19 protein-coding genes and 1 tRNA gene are annotated in these 18059 nt (G+C 69.3%); 11 read left to right on the top strand and 9 right to left on the bottom strand.

What is annotated here, in order from left to right:
* Nucleotides 1–168: 168 nt before the first annotated feature.
* The 3 genes from metF (at nucleotide 169) to ACW5F0_RS09660 (ending at nucleotide 2625) form a co-directional block, all read left to right on the top strand.
* On the top strand, nucleotides 169–993 hold the full coding sequence (gene metF, locus ACW5F0_RS09670) for a methylenetetrahydrofolate reductase [NAD(P)H] (protein WP_456963725.1): 825 nt from the start codon (nucleotides 169–171) through the stop codon (nucleotides 991–993).
* A gap of 50 nt (nucleotides 994–1043) precedes the next feature.
* On the top strand, nucleotides 1044–1646 hold the full coding sequence (locus tag ACW5F0_RS09665; RefSeq protein ID WP_456963724.1) for a hypothetical protein: 603 nt from the start codon (nucleotides 1044–1046) through the stop codon (nucleotides 1644–1646).
* A gap of 61 nt (nucleotides 1647–1707) precedes the next feature.
* Complete coding sequence (locus ACW5F0_RS09660; protein WP_456999634.1) at nucleotides 1708–2625, top strand: branched-chain amino acid transaminase; 918 nt, start codon at nucleotides 1708–1710, stop codon at nucleotides 2623–2625.
* A 3-nt stretch (nucleotides 2626–2628) separates the two neighbouring features.
* On the opposite strand, the gene ACW5F0_RS09655 is transcribed toward ACW5F0_RS09660, so the two are convergent.
* The 6 genes from ACW5F0_RS09655 to ACW5F0_RS09630 form a co-directional block, all read right to left on the bottom strand.
* Nucleotides 2629–3972: a sensor histidine kinase gene (locus ACW5F0_RS09655; protein WP_456963722.1), complete on the bottom strand. Its 1344-nt coding sequence runs from the start codon at nucleotides 3970–3972 to the stop codon at nucleotides 2629–2631.
* On the bottom strand, nucleotides 3959–4642 hold the full coding sequence (locus ACW5F0_RS09650; RefSeq protein ID WP_456963721.1) for a response regulator transcription factor: 684 nt from the start codon (nucleotides 4640–4642) through the stop codon (nucleotides 3959–3961). Before ACW5F0_RS09650 ends, ACW5F0_RS09655 begins: the two co-directional genes overlap by 14 nt.
* Before the next feature lie 261 nt (nucleotides 4643–4903).
* Nucleotides 4904–5833 carry a 30S ribosomal protein S6--L-glutamate ligase gene (gene rimK / locus ACW5F0_RS09645; protein ID WP_456999633.1) on the bottom strand — a complete coding sequence of 310 codons (930 nt, stop codon included), beginning with the start codon at nucleotides 5831–5833 and terminating at the stop codon, nucleotides 4904–4906.
* 67 nt (nucleotides 5834–5900) lie between these two features.
* A complete protein-coding gene (locus tag ACW5F0_RS09640; protein WP_456999632.1) occupies nucleotides 5901–6278 on the bottom strand; it encodes a DUF6746 family protein in 378 nt (125 codons plus the stop codon).
* A gap of 108 nt (nucleotides 6279–6386) precedes the next feature.
* Nucleotides 6387–6460: transfer RNA gene (locus ACW5F0_RS09635), tRNA-Gly, on the bottom strand.
* Between the two features lie 76 nt (nucleotides 6461–6536).
* Entirely contained in the window at nucleotides 6537–8372 is a 1836-nt protein-coding gene (locus ACW5F0_RS09630; protein WP_456999631.1) for an autotransporter domain-containing protein, read from the bottom strand.
* Between the two features lie 150 nt (nucleotides 8373–8522).
* On the opposite strand from ACW5F0_RS09630, the gene thiS reads away from it, so the two are divergent.
* From thiS to ACW5F0_RS09610, 4 genes are read left to right on the top strand one after another with little or no spacing between them, the layout of a single operon-like run.
* Nucleotides 8523–8723, top strand: coding sequence for a sulfur carrier protein ThiS (gene thiS, locus ACW5F0_RS09625; RefSeq protein ID WP_456965202.1), 201 nt, complete (start codon nucleotides 8523–8525; stop codon nucleotides 8721–8723).
* Nucleotides 8724–8751: 28 nt separating this feature from the next.
* Nucleotides 8752–9552 carry a thiazole synthase gene (locus tag ACW5F0_RS09620; protein WP_456963717.1) on the top strand — a complete coding sequence of 267 codons (801 nt, stop codon included), beginning with the start codon at nucleotides 8752–8754 and terminating at the stop codon, nucleotides 9550–9552.
* Between the two features lie 13 nt (nucleotides 9553–9565).
* Entirely contained in the window at nucleotides 9566–10306 is a 741-nt protein-coding gene (trmB, locus tag ACW5F0_RS09615) for a tRNA (guanosine(46)-N7)-methyltransferase TrmB (RefSeq protein WP_456963716.1), read from the top strand.
* A gap of 9 nt (nucleotides 10307–10315) precedes the next feature.
* Nucleotides 10316–12157: an SLC13 family permease gene (locus ACW5F0_RS09610; protein WP_456963715.1), complete on the top strand. Its 1842-nt coding sequence runs from the start codon at nucleotides 10316–10318 to the stop codon at nucleotides 12155–12157.
* Between the two features lies 1 nt (nucleotide 12158).
* Here the strand turns inward: ACW5F0_RS09610 and ACW5F0_RS09605 are convergent, their stop codons facing one another.
* Nucleotides 12159–12530, bottom strand: coding sequence for a Rieske (2Fe-2S) protein (locus ACW5F0_RS09605; RefSeq protein ID WP_456963714.1), 372 nt, complete (start codon nucleotides 12528–12530; stop codon nucleotides 12159–12161).
* A gap of 50 nt (nucleotides 12531–12580) precedes the next feature.
* Here ACW5F0_RS09605 and ACW5F0_RS09600 point away from each other — a divergent pair, with 50 nt between their 5' ends.
* The 4 genes from ACW5F0_RS09600 to ACW5F0_RS09585 all read left to right on the top strand — a co-directional run bounded on the left by ACW5F0_RS09600 (nucleotide 12581) and on the right by ACW5F0_RS09585 (nucleotide 15587).
* Nucleotides 12581–12877 (top strand): hypothetical protein, encoded by a 297-nt coding sequence (locus tag ACW5F0_RS09600; RefSeq protein WP_456963713.1) that lies wholly within the window; start codon nucleotides 12581–12583, stop codon nucleotides 12875–12877.
* A gap of 31 nt (nucleotides 12878–12908) precedes the next feature.
* Nucleotides 12909–13625 (top strand): fumarylacetoacetate hydrolase family protein, encoded by a 717-nt coding sequence (locus ACW5F0_RS09595; protein WP_456963711.1) that lies wholly within the window; start codon nucleotides 12909–12911, stop codon nucleotides 13623–13625.
* Nucleotides 13626–13658: 33 nt separating this feature from the next.
* On the top strand, nucleotides 13659–14069 hold the full coding sequence (gene mscL / locus ACW5F0_RS09590; protein WP_456999630.1) for a large-conductance mechanosensitive channel protein MscL: 411 nt from the start codon (nucleotides 13659–13661) through the stop codon (nucleotides 14067–14069).
* A gap of 90 nt (nucleotides 14070–14159) precedes the next feature.
* Nucleotides 14160–15587 carry a M28 family peptidase gene (locus ACW5F0_RS09585; protein WP_456999629.1) on the top strand — a complete coding sequence of 476 codons (1428 nt, stop codon included), beginning with the start codon at nucleotides 14160–14162 and terminating at the stop codon, nucleotides 15585–15587.
* Nucleotides 15588–15809: 222 nt separating this feature from the next.
* Here the strand turns inward: ACW5F0_RS09585 and ACW5F0_RS09580 are convergent, their stop codons facing one another.
* Nucleotides 15810–16562: a TrmH family RNA methyltransferase gene (locus ACW5F0_RS09580; RefSeq protein ID WP_456999628.1), complete on the bottom strand. Its 753-nt coding sequence runs from the start codon at nucleotides 16560–16562 to the stop codon at nucleotides 15810–15812.
* Between the two features lie 2 nt (nucleotides 16563–16564).
* On the bottom strand, nucleotides 16565–18055 hold the full coding sequence (locus tag ACW5F0_RS09575; protein ID WP_456963707.1) for an alanine/glycine:cation symporter family protein: 1491 nt from the start codon (nucleotides 18053–18055) through the stop codon (nucleotides 16565–16567).
* Nucleotides 18056–18059: the final 4 nt, after the last annotated feature.

The raw sequence follows: 18059 nt of genomic DNA, 5'->3' as shown, positions 1-18059 counted from the left end.
CTATGCGGATCAACGCGGATAGGGCAAAGGCAACATCTTTTCTGAAAGGCTTTGTCCGCGTGAATCCGCGCAGATTCGTCATCCGTGGCAAACGCTTTTGCTTTCCTATATTCACATCCATCGCGATAAAGAGATATGATCCGCCGACCCTGCCAGTTGCCGGACGCCATGACACCGATCAGTTTCGAGTTCTACCCGCCCAAGAACGAGGAGCAGCGCGCGCAGCTCGACCGCACCGCGGCGCGGCTCAAGGCCTACGCGCCGGAGTACGTCTCCTGCACCTTCGGTGCCGGCGGCTCGACGCTCAGCTATACCGGCGACACCGTGCGCGGGCTGATCGATGCGCACGGCCTCGAGGCCGCACCGCACCTGTCCTGCGTGGGCGGCACGCGCGATGAAATCGCCGCGCTGCTGCTGACCTACCGCGACACCGGCTGCCGCCGCATCGTCGCCCTGCGCGGCGACCTGCCCTCCGGCATGGGCCATCCCGGCGAGTTCCGCCACGCCGCCGACCTGGTCGCCTTCATCCGCTCGGCGCACGGCGACCACTTCCACATCGAAGTGGCCTGCTATCCCGAAACCCACCCGCAGGCCGAGGACGCCATCGCCGACCTGCGCCACTTCAAGGCCAAGGTCGATGCCGGTGCCAACGGCGCCATCACCCAGTACTTCTACAACCCCGACGCTTACTTCCGCTTCGTCGACGAGGCCCGCGCCGCGGGCGTCGAGGTGCCGATCGTCCCCGGCATCATGCCGATCTCGAACTTCACCCAGCTGCGCCGCTTTTCCGAGGCCTGCGGCGCCGAGATCCCGCGCTGGGTGACCAAGCGCATGGCGGCCTATGGCGACGATGCCGACAGCGTGCGCAAGCTGGGCACGGACGTGGTGGCCGGCCTGTGCCAGCGCCTGATCGACGGCGGCGCGCCGGCGCTTCATTTCTACACGCTCAACCTGGCCCGGCCGACGATCGCGGTGCTCGACCGCCTCGGCTGACCGCCTGCGCGCGCTTCTGCGCGGCACGCCGCCGCTGTACCCTTGAGCCCATGCCGTACCTGCGACACCCCGCCCTGGCCGGCGCACTGCTGTCGGCCGTGGCGATCGCCGCGGCCCTGCCCTCGCCTGCCGCCGCCCAGGTCCGGCGCTGCACCACGCCCGATGGCGGCGCGGTGTACACCGACCGCAGCTGCGAATCCCTGGGCGCGGTGGAGAACCGGCCGCGCACCGAGGGCAGCGGTAGTGCCGCCGCGCTGCGCTATCGCGGCGGCTGTTCAAGGCGACTGCAGGACCTGGTGTTCGAAGTCACCGCGGCGATCGACGCCGGCGACACCAACCGGCTTGCGCGCAGCTACCACTGGGTGGGGATGTCGCACAGCAATGGCTATGCGGTGATCGAACGCCTGGATGCGATCGCCCGGCGTCCGCTGCTCAACATTTCCGCACTGCGCCCCGCCGAGGCAGTGGTCGCATCGGCGGAGCCCGCACCGCTGGCGGCCCTCGACGGCAGCGCAGCGATGCCGGCCACGCCGCCCTCGCCACGGCGACCGGTGGCGCTGCGCATCGACCAGGCACTGGCCGACGGCATCACGCCGTCCAGCACGACCTTCGGCCTGCGTCGGCACATGGACTGCTGGTGGATCACGCTCTGAGCACTGCGGGCCAGACTCCGGCCTGCGGCACAATGGGCCTTCCACACAGCGGAGCAGCGCCATGCAGTACCCGGAATGGATCTGGCACAACGGCGGCATCAAGCCCTGGGCCGACGCCACCACGCACGTGATGTCGCACGGCCTGCACTACGGCTCTTCCGTGTTCGAAGGCATCCGTGCCTACGCGACGCCGCAGGGCAGCGCGATCTTCCGGCTGCAGGACCACAACCGCCGCCTGTTCGCCTCGGCGCACATCTACGACATGGCGATCCCCTACACGCTCGAAGAGCTCAACGCCGCGTGCCACGAAGTCCTGCGCAGGAACGGATTCCAGCAGGCCTACCTGCGCCCCGTCGCGTGGCGCGGCCTCGGCGGTTTCGGGCTCAGCGCGGACACCCCGGTCGACGTCGCCGTGGCCACCTGGCACATGGGGCCATACCTGGGCGAAGGCGCGCTCACCGAAGGCATCGACGCCTGCGTGTCGAGCTGGCAGCGGGTCGCGCCCAACACCATCCCGGCCGGCGCCAAGGCCGGCGGCAACTACCTGTCCGGCCAGCTGATCGCGCGCGAGGCGCGGCGACTGGGCTTCGGCGAAGGCATCGCGCTGGCGTCCACGGGCCTGCTCAGCGAAGGCGCAGGCGAGAACCTCTTCCTGGTCTTCGACGGCGCGCTGCACACCACTCCGGTCAGCGCGGCGCTGCTCAATGGCATCACCCGCGACTCGATCATCCGCCTGGCGCGCGACGCCGGCATCACCGTGGTCGAACGCGACCTGCCGCGCGAATACCTGTACCTGTGCGACGAACTCTTCATGTGCGGCACCGCCGCCGAGATCACGCCGATCCGCTCGGTCGACGGCCGCCAGGTCGGCAGCGGCAAGGCCGGTCCGGTCACCCTGCGCCTGCAGGAACTGTTCTTCGGACTGTTCGAAGGCAGTACGCCGGACCACTACGGCTGGCTGGAGCCGGTGCAGGCGTAAGCCTCAACCCGCCTCCGCCGGATCCACGTCGAAGCGCAGCGTCGCCACCACGCCGCGCTCCTCGCCCGGCACCACCCGCACCTGCCAGTCATACAGCCGGCACAGGCGGCGCACGATGGAGAGGCCGATGCCGCCGCCGTGGGTGTGCTCGGCGTGGCTGCCGCGATAGCCGCGCTGGAACAGGTGCGCGGCGTCCTCGGGGCTCAGGCCCGGCCCGGAGTCGATCACGTCCACGGCGCGGTCGTGCAGGCGGACCACGACCTCGCCGGCGGTGGTGTACTTCACCGCGTTGCCGATCAGGTTGCCCAGCGCGACCGACACGGCCGCCTCGGGCGCATCCACCACCAGCGTCCCCGCCTCGCCTTCCATGCGCAGTTCCAGCGCCTTGCCGCCGATCTGTGCGCGGTGGGCGTCCAGCAACTGCTCGGCGACGCGGCAGACGTCGGTGTTGCCGTGGCCACGTTCGGCGCGAGACAGCAGCAGCAGCGCGCTGATCAGGTCCGTGCACTGCTGCTCGGCGCGCTGGATGCGCTGCAGGCGCGCGACGGTCTTGTCGTCCAGGTCGGGCCGGCTGAGCAGCAGCTCGACCGCGCCCTTGACCACCGCCAGCGGCGTGCGCAGCTCGTGGCTGACGTCGGCGTTGAACTCGCGGTCGCGCTGCACCACTTCGGTCAGGCGCGCGGCATAGTCGTCGAGCGCGGTGGCGAGCTCGCCGACTTCGTCGTCGGGGAAATGGGGTGCCAGCATCCCGGGGCCGGCATTGCTGCCGGACGAGCCGAGAAGGTTCGCCAGCTCCGACACCGGCCGCATCACGCGTGCCGCCGACCACCAGCCGATCACGCCGGCGAGCAGGGTGAACAGCACCACCGCGGCGATCAGGATCAGCTTGATGCGGTCGCGCACCTCGGCGGTGCTGGTCATGTCCTGGGCGACGAAGAACCAGTACTCGGGGTCCTTCTTCACCACGAGGCGGTAGACGAACGGCTCGCCGTCCTCGACGCCGTTCATGTTGTAGACGCCCGACTCGAGCTCGATCCAGTCCGGCTGTGCGTTGTGCCACTTGTCCGGCCCGAAGACATAGGCGCGCACGCTGCCCAGCGGCGACAGCTGGGCGGACTGGTCGCGGTAGAAATTCTCGGCGTAGTCGTCGAGGTTCTCCTTCAGTACCGCGCCGACCGCCTGGTCCTCGACCACCGCGCCCACAAAGGCCGCCGCGATCGCGAACATTGCCGTCAACCCGAGCCCGAGCAGCGCGAACGACAGGATGATGCGGGTGCGCAGCCGGCGCCGATAACGCCGCCGGCCGGAGACCAATGGCGCCGGAGCGCCGCCCTCAGCTTGCGACATCGGGTGCGGCGATCCGGTAGCCGATGCCATGGCGGGTCTGCACCAGCAGGGTCGGGAAGGGCTTGTCGATCACCGCGCGCAGGCCGTGGATATGCACGCGCAGGCTGTCCGAATCGGGCAGTTCCTCGCCCCAGACCCGGGTCTCGAGCTCCTGCCGGGTGACCACCGCCGGCGAGGCTTCCATCAGCGACTGCAGGATCTTGAGCGCCGTGGGGTTGAGCTGCACCAGCTTGCCGGCGCGGCGCACTTCCAGGGTATCGAGGTTGTATTCCAGGTCGGCGACTTCCAGCACGCGCGTCTGCACGCCCTTGCCGCGGCGCGCCAGCGCGTTGAGCCGGACCTCGACCTCCTGCAGCGCGAAGGGCTTGATCAGGTAGTCGTCGGCGCCGGAGTCGAAGCCGGCGAGCTTGCTGTCGAGGCTGTCGCGGGCGGTGAGCATCAGCACCGGGGTCTGCTTGCGCGCCTCGTTGCGCAGCTTGCGGCAGACCTCCAGCCCGTCCATGCCCGGCAGGTTGAGGTCGAGCACCACGGCATCGAAATCGTGGACCACCGCCAGGTGCAGGCCGGTGACACCGTCCGCGGCGAAGTCGACCGTATGGCCACGTTCTTCCAGGTAGTCGCCGATGTTGGCGGCGATGTCCTGGTTGTCTTCGATCACGAGGATGCGCATGCGTGGGTCCTATGGATGGGTCGGTGTTGGACCGCTGCGCGGCGCGCGCGTTCCGCCGCGGCCGATTCTTGCACACGGTGCCGCATGCCCGGCGCGATGGCGGCGCGCGCAGAAAAAGGCCCGGGCAAATGCCCGGGCCGAAAAGTATTGCCCCGATGCCGCAATCCACCACTGACGACAGGAGAGATCCGATGACGCACTAAGGGATTTCGGTCGGGCCACGCTACCCGCGGATCGATTAAAGAGGCGTTAAACGCAGCGTTAAACTTTCATTCCGGAACCACGTCTCACACGTTTGCGCGACGGCATCCCGGCTCCGGTTGCGCCTGCCGCAACGAAGTCGATGATCCGGCCGGCAACGTCGACACCGGTGGAACGTTCGATGCCCTCCAAGCCAGGCGATGCGTTGACCTCGAGCACCAGCGGGCCGCGCGCGGACGACACCAGGTCCACTCCCGCCACGCCCAGGCCCAGGGCCCGGGCTGCGCGAACCGCGATTTCCACCTCCGGCGCATCCAGCTGCACGCCCTCGGCACTCCCGCCCCGGTGCAGGTTGGCCCGGAAGTCGCCTTCCGGTGCCTGCCGGCGCATCGCCGCCACGACTTCGTCGCCGACCACCAGGCAGCGCAGGTCGGCGCCGCCGGCTTCGGCGATGAACTCCTGCAGCAGGAAAGTCGCGTACAGCCCGCGCAGCGCGTCGACCACGCCGCGCGAGGCCGAGGGTTTTTCGGTCAGCATCACCCCGCGCCCCTGGCTGCCCTCGGTGAGCTTGATCACGTGCGGGGGCTCGCCGAGCATCGCCAGCAGGTCATCGGTGTCGTCGGGGTTGTCGCCGAATACGGTCACCGGCATGTCGATGCCCTGCGCCGCCAGCAGCTGGTGGCAGCGCAGCTTGTCGCGCGCGGACATGATCGCCGCCGACGGGTTGGGCGTATGGCAGCCCATCAGCTCGAACTGGTGCAGCACGGCGTTGCCGTAGCGGTTGATCGAGGCGCCGATGCGCGGGATCACGGCGCCGAAACCGGCCAGCGACTGGCCCTTGTAGTGCAGCGCGAAACCGTCCTTGCCGATGCGCATGTAGCAGCGCAGCGGGTCGAGCACGCGGACGGTGTGCCCTCGCTGCCGCGCCGCCTCGACCAGCCGGCGCGTGGAGTACAGCTTGCTGTTGCGCGAAAGGATCGCGAGCTTCATGGGCGCCTGCGCGGTGGGGATTGCGGTTGGAACAGCGTGGAGACCGATGCGCGCAGTGCGTGTGACGTCAGCGGGTCAGCTGCGCCGCACCCTCGAGGTACTTGCGGCCCTGCGTCTTCACGGTATCGACCTCGTAGCGCTCGGACGCCACGTGCACGTCTTCGAGGGTTTCTTCCAGGTCCTCGACTTCGGACTTGATCTTCGCCAGCGCGTTCTCGAGCGTGTAGGTCAGCTCGTGGATCTTCGCGGTGTCCTCCGGACCGAGTTCGTCCTTGGCGAGGATCCCTGCGAGCTGCGCGTTGTACTCGCCGAGGTTGGTGATCGCCGCGTCCAGCGTGGGCGAAGCCTCGCCCTTGAAGTGGGCGGGGCGCTCATCGGCCTGCGCGATGGACGGCAGGGACAACACAAACAGGGCGCCGGCAAGCAGCGCGGTCGGAAACTTCATGGGGAACTCCTCGGGTCTGGGCAGCAGATGATAATGAATCCCATTACCAGACGCATGCCCGGGCGGCTGCCGGCAGCACGCCCGACGGCCAAGGACCAGGTCGTGAGCTGGAGCGGGCGAAGGGAATCGAACCCTCGTCAGTTGCTTGGGAAGCAACAGCTCTGCCATTGAGCTACGCCCGCACGAGGCGGCCAGTCTAGGACCTGGCCGCCGGACTTGGCAACGCCGCGCGGGACCACCCGCGCGGCGCCGGGCCGCTCAGAAACCGGCGCCGACGCTGGCGAACACCATGGCGTGCTTGCCGCCCTTCTGGCCGTTGTTGACGCTGGCACCGATGTTGGCATCCATGCCGAACAGCTGCGTGCGCGCACCGAAGGTCAGCGTCACCCAGGACTGGTCGTACTCCACGCCGGGCACGGCATAGGGCAGCGAACCCGCGATCGACTGCGAGCGGGCGAAGGCCTGCTCAGCCTCGTCCTCGAACTCCCGGTCCATGGTGATGCGCGCATACGGCGCCAGGTGGTCATGGATGGTGTAGGCCAGCTGCCACCCGGCGCTGCCGACGGTGGAGTCGAACTCCTGGTCGAGGTAGGCCAGCGAGGTCGACAGCGTCGGATCGCTTTCATTGAAGCCGTCGACCTCGATGCGCTGCGCGACCACGCCCAACACCGGGCCGTGGCGCAGCGCGCCCTCGCCGAAGTCCCAGCCGCCCTGCACCGCCAGCGTGACGTTGCTGCCATCGGTGGAGCCGCTGTGGGTGCGCAGCACCTGGCCCAGCGGGACCTGGCGCTCGATGTCGAAATCGATGCTGGTGTAGCTGAGCTGTCCGTTGGCCCACGCGCCCGATTCGCCGGTCCAGCCGAGGTAACCGCCGATCGACAGTTCGGTCTGGTCCCAGTTGCCGCGGCGCTTGCCCCAGTCGTTGCCCTGCTCGCCGTAGCCGAGGAAGCCACCGTAGGCCAGGCCGCTGTCGCCCCAGTCCATGCCGACGGTCAGCGTCGGGCCGACGCCATCGTAGTGATCGCCGTGGTCGTAGCGCTGGAAATCGCCGCGCGCGTCGGCCCACCAGCGTGAACCGGAGGCATCGCCACGGCCGGCCAGCTGGGCGCCCACGCGCGCGGCGCGGTTGCGGCCGGTGCCGGCGGCGGAATGCGGCAGCACCGCCATCTGCCGCGGACCCTCGATCGCGGCCACGGCCAGGTCGGCCAGCGCGCGATGGGCGCTGCTGGCCGGATGCACGCCGTCGGCGAAGAGGTAGGTCTGCGGCGCGTCGGGGCTGACCAGGCTGGTCGGGTTGCAGGTCAGCGACTGCGCGGTGATCTGCGGCATGCAGGCGGTGCCGGTGGTGTTGCTGATGCCGAACGCCGCCGGATTCGCGGCCACTTCGCGCAGGAAGCTGAAGGTGTCCACCGGGATCACGCTCAGGCCGGTGGCGGCCAGGGTGCCGAACAGGGCGTCGTTGTACATGGCGGCCAGCGCCGTGGCCTGCGCCTGCGCGCCCGGACCCTGGGCGACCTGCGCCGGGGTCAGGCCGAGGTCGGGGATGTTGGGGACGAGGACGTAGCGCGCGCCCGCGGCCTGCAGGCTGCCGATGATGCCCACCTGCGCCGCCACTGCGCCGCCGATGATCGCCTGGGCGTTGCCCGGATCGGCCGCGACGGCGAACAGGTCGTTCGCACCGCCCCAGACCGTGTACAGCGCGTCGGGGTCGGCCCGGCCGCCGTTGGCGGCGAGGTAGCGCGTGGCCTGCGTCGCCAGCGAAGGCGTGAAACCGAGCGCACCGGTGACGTCGACGCCGTTGCGGGCACCGCCGGCGGCATGGTTGTCACCGACCTGGCCGTTGCCGTTGGGGCTGGAATCGGTGCCGTAGAACTGTGCCAGCCACTGCGCCCACACCAGCCCGGGGTTGGTCGTGAACTGGCCGGTGACGCCCTGCACCTCCGGAGGCAGCAGCGGCCTGAAGTAGCCGGCATCCGTCAGGCTATCGCCGAAGAACACCGTCTGCGAGAACGGCTGGTCGTTGGCGGCGACGGGAAGCACGGCCAGCGCGAGCGCGGCGGCAAGTACGGTACGGACGGTGCGGGACTTCGACATCGAGGGCTCCTTGCGGGGGGCTGTCGTGGCGCTGATGCCCGACAGTGACCGTCCATCGTTCCACGGCACGGCCCGCGCGCTCAATGTGCACTGCGGCAAGTCCGGGCCATGCGACATGCAATCACGCCCCCGGCGGGCGACAATGACGCCATGGACATCATCCTCAACGGCGAGCCGCAGGCCCTGCCCGGCCCCTGCACCATCCTCGCCCTGCTTGAATCCAGGGAGCTGGCCGGGCGCAAAGTAGCGGTGGAGGTCAACGGCGCCATCGTGCCGCGCAGCCAGCATGCCGAACACGCGCTGAAGGACGGCGACCGGATCGAGATCGTGCACGCCCTGGGAGGCGGCTGAAAGGCGAAGCTTGCGCAATAATGGCGCAATGAACAGCCAACCCACCCACGGCGACGACGCGCTCGTCATCGCCGGCACGCCCTTCCGCTCGCGCCTGCTCACCGGCACCGGCAAGTTCAAGGATCTCGAGGAAACCCGCCTGGCCACCGAGGCCGCGGGCGCCGAGATCGTCACCGTGGCCATCCGCCGCACCAACATCGGCCAGGACCCGGGCGAGCCCAACCTGCTCGACGTCCTGCCGCCGGACCGCTACACCATCCTGCCCAACACCGCCGGCTGCTACACCGCCGAAGAGGCCGTGCGCACCCTGCGCCTGGCCCGCGAGCTGCTCGACGGCCGCACGCTGGTCAAGCTGGAGGTGCTGGGGGACAGGAAGACCCTGTATCCGGACGTGGTGCAGACCCTCAAGGCCGCCGAGCTGCTGGTGGCCGAGGGCTTCGACGTCATGGTCTACACCTCCGACGACCCGATCCTGGCCAAGCAGCTGGAAGAAATCGGCTGCGTGGCGGTGATGCCGCTGGCCGCGCCGATCGGCTCCGGCCTGGGCATCCAGAACAAGTGGAGCCTGCTGGAGATCGTCGACAACGCCCGCGTGCCGATCATCGTCGACGCCGGCGTGGGCACTGCGTCCGACGCCGCCATCGCGATGGAGCTCGGCTGCGACGGCGTGCTGATGAACACCGCGATCGCAGGCGCGCGCGAACCGGTGCTGATGGCGCACGCGATGAAGCTCGCGGTCGAAGCCGGCCGCGCCGCCTTCCGCGCCGGCCGCATCCCGCGCAAGCGCTACGCCAGCGCGTCGTCGCCGGTCGACGGCCTCGTCGGCTGATGACGCAGCGCTCGTGACCGACCCGTTCTCCAGTCCTGGATCGAAGGCACCACCCAAGCCCTTCACCATCGAGGACGGCCATCGCCGCGTGCGCAGCTTCGTGCTGCGCCAGGGCCGCTTCACGCCCGCGCAGCAGCGTGCCTTTGACGCGCTGTGGCCGCGCTTCGGGCTGGACTATGCCGGCAAACCGCGCGACTTCGACGCAGTGTTCGGCCGCAGCGCGCCGCGGATCCTCGAGATCGGCTTCGGCAACGGCGAGGCACTGCGCTATTCCGTCGCGCGCGACCACGCGCGTGATCACATCGGCATCGAAGTGCATGCACCGGGCGTCGGCCGCCTGCTCAACGCACTGGCCGAGGATGGCAACGAACACGTCCGCCTCTATCACCACGATGCCGTGGAAGTGCTGGAGAACGAGATCGCCGATGGCAGCCTCGACGAAGTCCGCATCTACTTCCCCGATCCCTGGCACAAGAAACGCCACAACAAGCGACGGCTGGTGAGCAACGCCTTCGCCACGCTGCTGGTGCGCAAGCTTGCGCCCGATGGCCGCTTGCACCTCGCCACCGATTGGCAGGACTATGCGGAGCAGATGTGGGATGTGCTCGACGCGACGGAAGGACTCCGCAACCGCGCCGGGGAGCGCGGCCACGTTCCACGACCGGAGTGGCGGCCACAGACGCACTTCGAAAGCCGCGGCCAGCGCCTGGGCCACGGGGTGTGGGACCTGCTCTACGACAGGACCGGGGACTAGACGCAGCACATGGACACGCTTGCCCTCACCACCGACATGAAGCTCGTCCTCGGGCTGGTGGCGCTGGTGATGGTGCTGTTCCTGTTCGAGCGCGTACGCGCCGACCTCGTGGCCCTGGTGGTGCTGGTGGTGCTGGGCCTGACCGGCCTGGTGGCCTCCGAGGACATCTTCAGCGGCTTCTCGTCGAACGCGGTGATCAGCATCATCGCCACCATGATCCTCGGCACCGGCCTGGACCGGACCGGCGCGCTCAACCGCCTGGCCGCGTGGCTGCTGCGGCGCTCCAGGGGCCAGGAGAAACGGCTGCTGCTCTACACCTCGGCGATCGCCGGCCTCAACTCGTCGTTCATGCAGAACCCGTCGGTGATGGCGCTGTACCTGCCGGTGGCCTCGCGCCTGGCCTCGCGCACCGGCCTGCGGCTGTCGCGCTTCCTGCTCCCGATCTGCGCCGCGATCATCATGGGCGGCTCGCTGACCATGGTCGGCAACTCGCCGCTGATCCTGCTCAACGACCTGCTGGTCGCCGCCAACGCCAACCTGCCGTCCGGCGTGGCCACGCTCGAGCCGCTGCCGATGTTCGCGCCGCTGCCGATCGGCCTCACCCTGCTGGTGATCGCGCTGGCCTACTTCCACTTCTTCGGCGACAGGCTGCTCGGCCGGGGCGGCGAGAGCGACGGCAGCGTGACCCCGGCCCGCACCCAGAGCTATTTCGCGCGCGCCTACGGCATCGAGGGCGATGTGTTCGAACTCACCGTCAGCGCCGACAGCCCGCTGGTGGGCATGGCATTGGGCGAAGCCGAGAACCTGCACGGCGCGCCGCTGCTGCTGGCGCTGAAGACCGGCAACGATTCACGCCTGGCGCCGCCGGCCGACGCCCGCATCTGGGTCGGCAGCGTGATCGGCGCCATGGGCGATCGCCAGCAGGTGGCGGACTTCGCGCAGAACAACATGCTGCGGATGTCGAGCCGGCTGCGCGAGTTCGGCGACCTGTTCAACCCCAGCCGCGCGGGCATCTCCGAAGCCGTGGTGCCGCCGACCTCGAAGTTCATCGGCAAGACCTCGGCCGAGCTCGCCCTGCGCAAGAACTACAGCATCAGCCTGCTGGCCGTGAACCGCGACAAGGAAGTGCTGCGCGACGACATCCGCAACCTGCCGCTGCGCGCCGGCGACATGCTGGTGCTGCACAGCATCTGGCAGGACCTGGCGCTGACGGCGGCCAACCGCGACTTCGTGGTGGTCACCGACTTCCCCAAGGGCGAGCAGCGGCCGCACAAGTTCAAGGTCGCGATGGCGATCTTCGCGGTCACGATCCTGGTCGCGCTGGGCTCGGACCTGCCGACCTCGATCGCGCTGATGACCGGCGTCGCCGGCATGCTGGTCTGCGGCGTGCTGAAGATGGACGAGGCCTATTCGGCGATCAGCTGGAAGACCGTGTTCCTGATGGCCTGCCTGATCCCGCTGGGCTGGGCGATGGACACCAGCGGCGCCGCCGCCTGGATCGCCGGCCACACCATCGAGGAGCTGCCCGACGGCCTGCCGGTGTGGGTGATCCAGTTCACCGTGGCCGCGCTCACCGCCACGTTCTCGCTGGTGATCAGCCACGTCGGCGCGACCATCGTGATGGTGCCGCTGGCGATCAACCTGGCGCTGGCGGCCGGCGGCGACCCCACGTCGTTCGCGCTCATCGTGGCGCTGGCGGCCTCGAACAACCTGGTCACCTCGTCGAACCCGGTGGTCTCGATGGTCACCGGCCCCGCCGACTATTCGTCACGCGATCTCTGGCGGGTGGGTTCGGCGCTGTCGATCGCCTACCTGCTGGTGGTGGTGGCGATGGTGAACATGATCTTCTGACTCAGGCCAGCCAGACCATTCCGTCGCGCACCTCGATCGCCACCGCGTGCAGCGACTCGCCGCGACAGGGGCCGGCTTCGCACACGCCACCCACGGTCTCGAAGCTGGCGCCGTGCACCGCGCATACCAGGGATCCTTCCTTCGATACCAGGAAGCGGCCCGGTGCCCAGTCCAGGCGACGGCCGGCGTGCGGGCAGACGTTGAGCCAGGCGCGTACGGATCCGGCGGAATCGCGATGGACGATGATCGATTCCGCGCTGCCATCCACCAGCCCCTCGCCTTCAGTGAAGCCACCCGGAGGCAGGTCGTCCAGCGCCACCAGCGCCGTCTCGGCCGGTCCGGTTAACGCTTCACTTACATCTTTTGCGGCCATCGGTCCGATACTCGTGCCATCACCAATGCTTCACATTCTGGCACTTCCGCATGATCAACCGCACTTTCCGCCACGCCCACGCTCGCTTCGATGCCAGCCAGTTCGGCGCCATGTTCGCGCCGCGCAAGCCCCGGCATCCGCTCCTGCGCCTGGCCGTCGGCCTGCTCGGGCTGGCGCTGCTGGGCGTGCTGCTGGTGGTCGGCGTGGTGGTCGGCACGGCGATGCTCGCCGCCGGCCTCGCGCGCCGCCTGCTGGGCGGGCGCGCCAAGCCGCAGGTGCGCGCCGGCAACGTGGTCGACGCCGAGTACCGCGTCGTCGACAAGCCGGTGCACACGCTGCCCTACTGAGCCCCCTGCGACACCTTCCCTGGAGCACTCCATGTCCGACGTGATCCCCGCGCCGGCGCCCGTCCGCGTGCCGGTCCGCGGCGGCGGCAGCTTTCCCGTGCGCCGCGTGTACTGCGTGGGCCGCAACTTCGCCGACCATGCGCGCGAAATGGGCGCGCAGGCGCCGGCATCGAAGGCCGAGCGCGGCACGCCCGTGTTCTTCATGAAGCCGGGCGACGCCGTGGTGACCGGAGGCACGGTGCACTACCCGCCCGCCACCGCCGACCTGCACCACGAAGTGGAACTGGTGGTGGCGCTGGGCCGCGACGCGCCCGACGGCGTGCTGGACCGGGATGCGGCGCAGTCACTGGTCTTCGCCTACGGCGTCGGCCTCGACCTGACCCGTCGCGACCTGCAGGCCGCGGCGAAGAAGGCCGGCCTGCCCTGGGACACGGGCAAGGGCTTCGACGAATCGGCACCGCTGAGCGAGTTGGTGCCCGCCGCCGATATTGGCGCACTGGCGCCGCTGCGCCTGTCGCTGGCCGTGAACGGCCAGGAGCGCCAGGCCGCCCCGCTGTCGGGCCTGATCTGGGACGTGCCCGACATCCTCCACGAACTGTCCAGGCTCTATGCACTGCGCGCGGGCGACCTGGTGTTCATGGGCACCCCCGCGGGCGTCGCCGCCCTGTCGCCCGGCGACATGTGCGAAGCGCGCCTGGGCGATGCCATCGTGCTGCGCTGCCGGATCGCGCCGCCGCGTGTAGGCTAGGCACGCCACCACCGCCAACCAGGGAGATCCGCGATGGGAATGATGAGTGAGTTCAAGGAATTCGCGATGCGCGGCAACGTCATCGACCTCGCGGTTGGCGTGGTTATCGGCGCGGCCTTCGGCAGGATCGTGACGGTGCTGGTGGACAACGTGATCATGCCGCCGATCGGCCTGCTGATCGGCGGGGTCGACTTCTCCGAACTTGTCATCACCCTGAAGGCAGCGACGGTGGACGCCGCCGGCGAGGCCGTACCCGCGGTGGTGATCGGCTACGGCGAGTTCATCAATGCGCTGATCCAGTTCACCATCGTCGCCTTCGCGATCTTCATGGTGGTCAAGGCGATCAACCGCCTCAACCGCAAGCCGGAGGAAGCGCCGGTTCCGGAAGCGCCGTCGGAAGACGTCCTGCTGCTGCGCGAGATCCGCGATTCGCTGAAGAAGTAGCGCGCCGCCCGCAGGGGGGACTTGTCGCACATTGGCACGGGGTCGCGAGTTGCTAAGCTCGCGGCCCCGTCCTTTTTGCAGCGGAGCGCCATGCGCCTGGTCCCGATGTTGCTCGCCGCGGCCATCGCCGCCGCCACCTTCCCCGCCACTGCCGCTGATGCTGCCGTGGACGCCACGCCGCCCCGCGCTGAAACCCGCATCCCGGACGAAGCCATGGCCCTTGTCGCGGGTCTGCGCGACACCGCGCTGGCCAGCAGCCTGGCCTGGGACATCACCGAGTCGCTCACCACCGAGGTCGGCCCGCGCCTGGCCGGCAGCGAGGCCGATGCACGCGCAGTGGAATGGGCAAAGGCCAAGTTCGCCGAGCTCGGGTTCGACCGCGTCTGGACCGAGCCCGTCACCTTCCCGAAGTGGGTCCGGCGCAGCGAAAGCGCTGAAGTCCTTGGGGCCCACGCGCAGCCGCTGGCCTTGACCGCGCTGGGGGGCAGCCCCGGCGGCATCGTGGAAGCCGAAGTGGTCCGCTTCGCCGACCTCGCCGCGCTCGAAGCCGCGTCCGCGGGCTCGCTGGTCGGGAAGATCGCCTTCGTCGACTACCGGATGGAGCGCGCACGCGACGGCAGCGGCTACGGCCCGGGCTCGCGCGTGCGCAGCCGCGGACCGTCGGAGGCGATCCGCGCCGGCGCCGCGGGATTCGTCATGCGTTCGGCCGGCACCGACTCGCACCGCAATCCGCACACCGGCATCACCCGCTTCGACGAGGGCCTGCAGCCGGTGCCGTCCGCCGCACTTGCCGTACCCGATGCCGACCAGCTCGCCCGACTGCTTCAGCGCGGGCCGGTGCGGATGGGCCTGGCCCTGGACAGTGGCTGGGACGGCGAATACACCTCGCAGAACGTGATCGGCGAGATGACCGGCGCCAGCCGCCCGGACGAAGTGGTGCTGCTCGGCGCCCACCTCGACTCCTGGGATCTGGGTACCGGCGCCGTCGACGACGCCGCTGGCATCGGCATCACCATGGCCGCGGCGGTGCATGTCGCCGCCCTCGAGCGCCGCCCGGCGCGCAGCCTCCGCGTGGTCGCCTTCGCCAACGAGGAACAGGGGCTGCACGGTGGCTACGCCTACGCCGACGCGCACGCCGCCGACATCACCCGCCACCAGATCGTGGCCGAGAGCGATTTCGGCGCCGGGCGCATCTATGCCTTCAACACCAGCGCGCCCGCGCATGCCGACGCCGCTGAAGCGCGCATTGCCGAGGCGCTGGCGCCGCTGGGAATAGAACGCTCCGACGCGGGCGGCCCGGGTCCCGATCTCATCCCGATCACGGGCAAGGGCGCGGCCTGGGCCTGGCTTGGCCAGGACGGCAGCGACTATTTCGACCTCCACCACACGCCCGACGACACCCTCGACAAGATCGACCCGGCCGCGCTGGCGCAGAACGCGGCGGCCTATGCCGTGTTCGCCTGGCTGGCGGCCGAGGCGGAAGGCGACTTCGGCAGCGCCCCGGTCGCAGCTCCCTGACACTTCACCGCGGCAAAGCCGCGTCAGCTCGGTTCGCCAACATGGAGCAAGAGCTTTTTTGCCACGGATTTACGCGGATAACACGGATCTAGCCGAGGCAAGAGTGGTGCAGGGAGCCATAAGGAAAAAGCGCTGGGTGCATGGCGTTGTGCCGGCCCTGGCTTCGGCCGGATCCGTGTTATCCGCGTAAATCCGTGGCAAAAGGCTTTCCCCGCCAGCCGCCTAGGGCGCGTTGGCGACGGACTGCCACCAGCGGGCGAGGAGCACTGCGGTGGCGGCGGCGACGTTGAGGCTTTCCACGGCGCCGGTGCCCGGGATCGACATGCGCAGGTCGCAGGCGTCGGCAAGCGCCGGCGACATGCCTTCGCCTTCGTGGCCGAGCACAAAGACCAGACGCTGCGGAAGCGGCACGGCGAAGGCGTCGTCGCCGCTGCGCACCAGCGTCGCCGCCAGCGCGAAGCCGGCACCGCGCAGCTGGGCGATGGCGTTGTCCTCGCGCCCCAGGCGCACCAGCGGCACGGCTTCCGCGCCGCCCTCGGCAACGCGTGCCGCCGCGCCCGACAGCTGCAGCGGCGAATGCTTGGGCAGCAGCACCGAGGCGCCGAAGTTCGCCGCCGAGCGCAGGATCGCGCCGAGGTTGTGCGGGTTGCCGACGCCATCCAGCCACAGCGCGCAGGCCGGGCCTTCGCCCAGGTCGTCCAGCCACGTGGTGAGCGCCACCGGTGCCTCGCGCAGCACGTCGGCGACCACGCCCTCGTGATGGCTGCTGGCCGCCAGCTTGCGCAGGTCGTCTTCCTCCACCACGCGGTAGCCGACGCGGTTTGCGACGCACCACTTCAGCAGTGGCTGCAGGCGCGGGATCAGCGCCTGCGCCAGGTACAGCTTGCGGATCGCCGTCGGGCGGCGCGCAAACACGGCCTGCACGGCGTTGAAGCCGTGCAGGCGGATCTCATCGGCAGCGCCGGCCTTTGCCATCCCTACTTCTTCCGCATCCAGAAGGTCGCGTTGCGGATGCCCAGCGCCTCCGGATCGAAGACCGGCTCCTTGCCGGCCTTCTTCTGCACTTCGTAGTCGCGCAGCGCCGCCAGCGCCGGCTTCTGCAGCAGGAACAGCGCGACGATGTTGAGCCAGGCCATCAGGCCCACGCCGATGTCACCCAGCGCCCATGCCGTCTTCGCGTTGTGGTACGCGCCGAAGACGACCATGCCGATGATCGCCAGGCGCAGCAGCGTCGTGGCCAAAGGCCGCGTCTTGTGGCCGTTGAGGTAGGTGAGGTTGGTTTCGGCCATGTAGTAATAGGCCATGATCGTGGTGAACGCGAAGAAGAACAGCGCCAGCGCCACGAAGCCCGAGCCCCAGCCCGGCAGCACGGTGTCGATGCCGTTCTGCACGAAGCCGGCGCCGGCCTCGATGCCGGGCAGGGCCTCGTGCACCAGCGTGCCGTCGGGCAACTGCACGTTGTACATGCCGGTGGCCAGCACCAGGAACGCGGTCGAGGTGCAGATCAGCATGGTGTCGAAGTAGATCGCCCAGGCCTGCACATAGCCCTGCTTGGCCGGGTGCGAGACCTCGGCCGCCGCGGCCGCATGCGGACCAGTGCCCTGTCCGGCCTCGTTGGCGTAGACGCCGCGGCGCACGCCCCACTCCACCGCCAGGCCGAGCATCGCGCCGAAGCCGGCGTGCATGCCGAAGGCGCTGCTGAAGATGATGCGGAACATGTCCGGCACGAACTCGTAGTTCACGACCATCACGAACACGGCGGTGCAGATGTATGCGATCGCCATGAACGGCACCACCAGCTCGGCGAAGGCCGCGATGCGCTTCACGCCGCCGAAGATGATCATCGCCAACAGGCAGGCCACCACCACGCCCACGCCGAGCTTCAGCGCGTCGCGTGCGGGCATGCCCATCCACTGGCCGCCGAGGTCACCGCACAGCGCGCCGCCCTGGCAGGCATTGGCGATGCCGTCGGCGATGGCATTGGCCTGCACGCCTGGCATCAACAGGCCGGCAGCGAGCAGCGTGGCCACCGCGAATGCGACCGCATACCACTTCAGGCCCAGGCCCTTCTCGATGTAGTACGCCGGACCGCCGCGATAGCGGCCCTCGTTGTCCTTTTCCTTGTAGATCTGCGCCAGCGAACACTCGATGTACGAGGTCGATGCGCCAAGGAAGCCCATCACCCACATCCAGAAGATCGCGCCGGGACCGCCGAATGCGATCGCGGTGGCCACGCCGGCGATGTTGCCGATGCCGATGCGCCCGGCCATCGACAGCGACAGCGCCTGGAACGAGGACACGCCCGCATCCGACTTCTGGCCGCTGAAGGTCAGGCGCGTCATTTCGACGATACCGCGCACCTGCATGAAGCGCGTGCGGAAGGAGAACCACAGGCCCGCACCGAGACAGAGCGCGATCAGCCCCTTGCTCCAGATGATGGCGTTGATGAAATCGAGGATCTGTTCCAAAGGC

The sequence above is a fragment of the Luteimonas sp. A534 genome (assembly GCF_054072805.1).
Note: the sequence above shows the minus strand (reverse complement) of the source record. Positions and strands in the feature narration are given on the sequence as shown.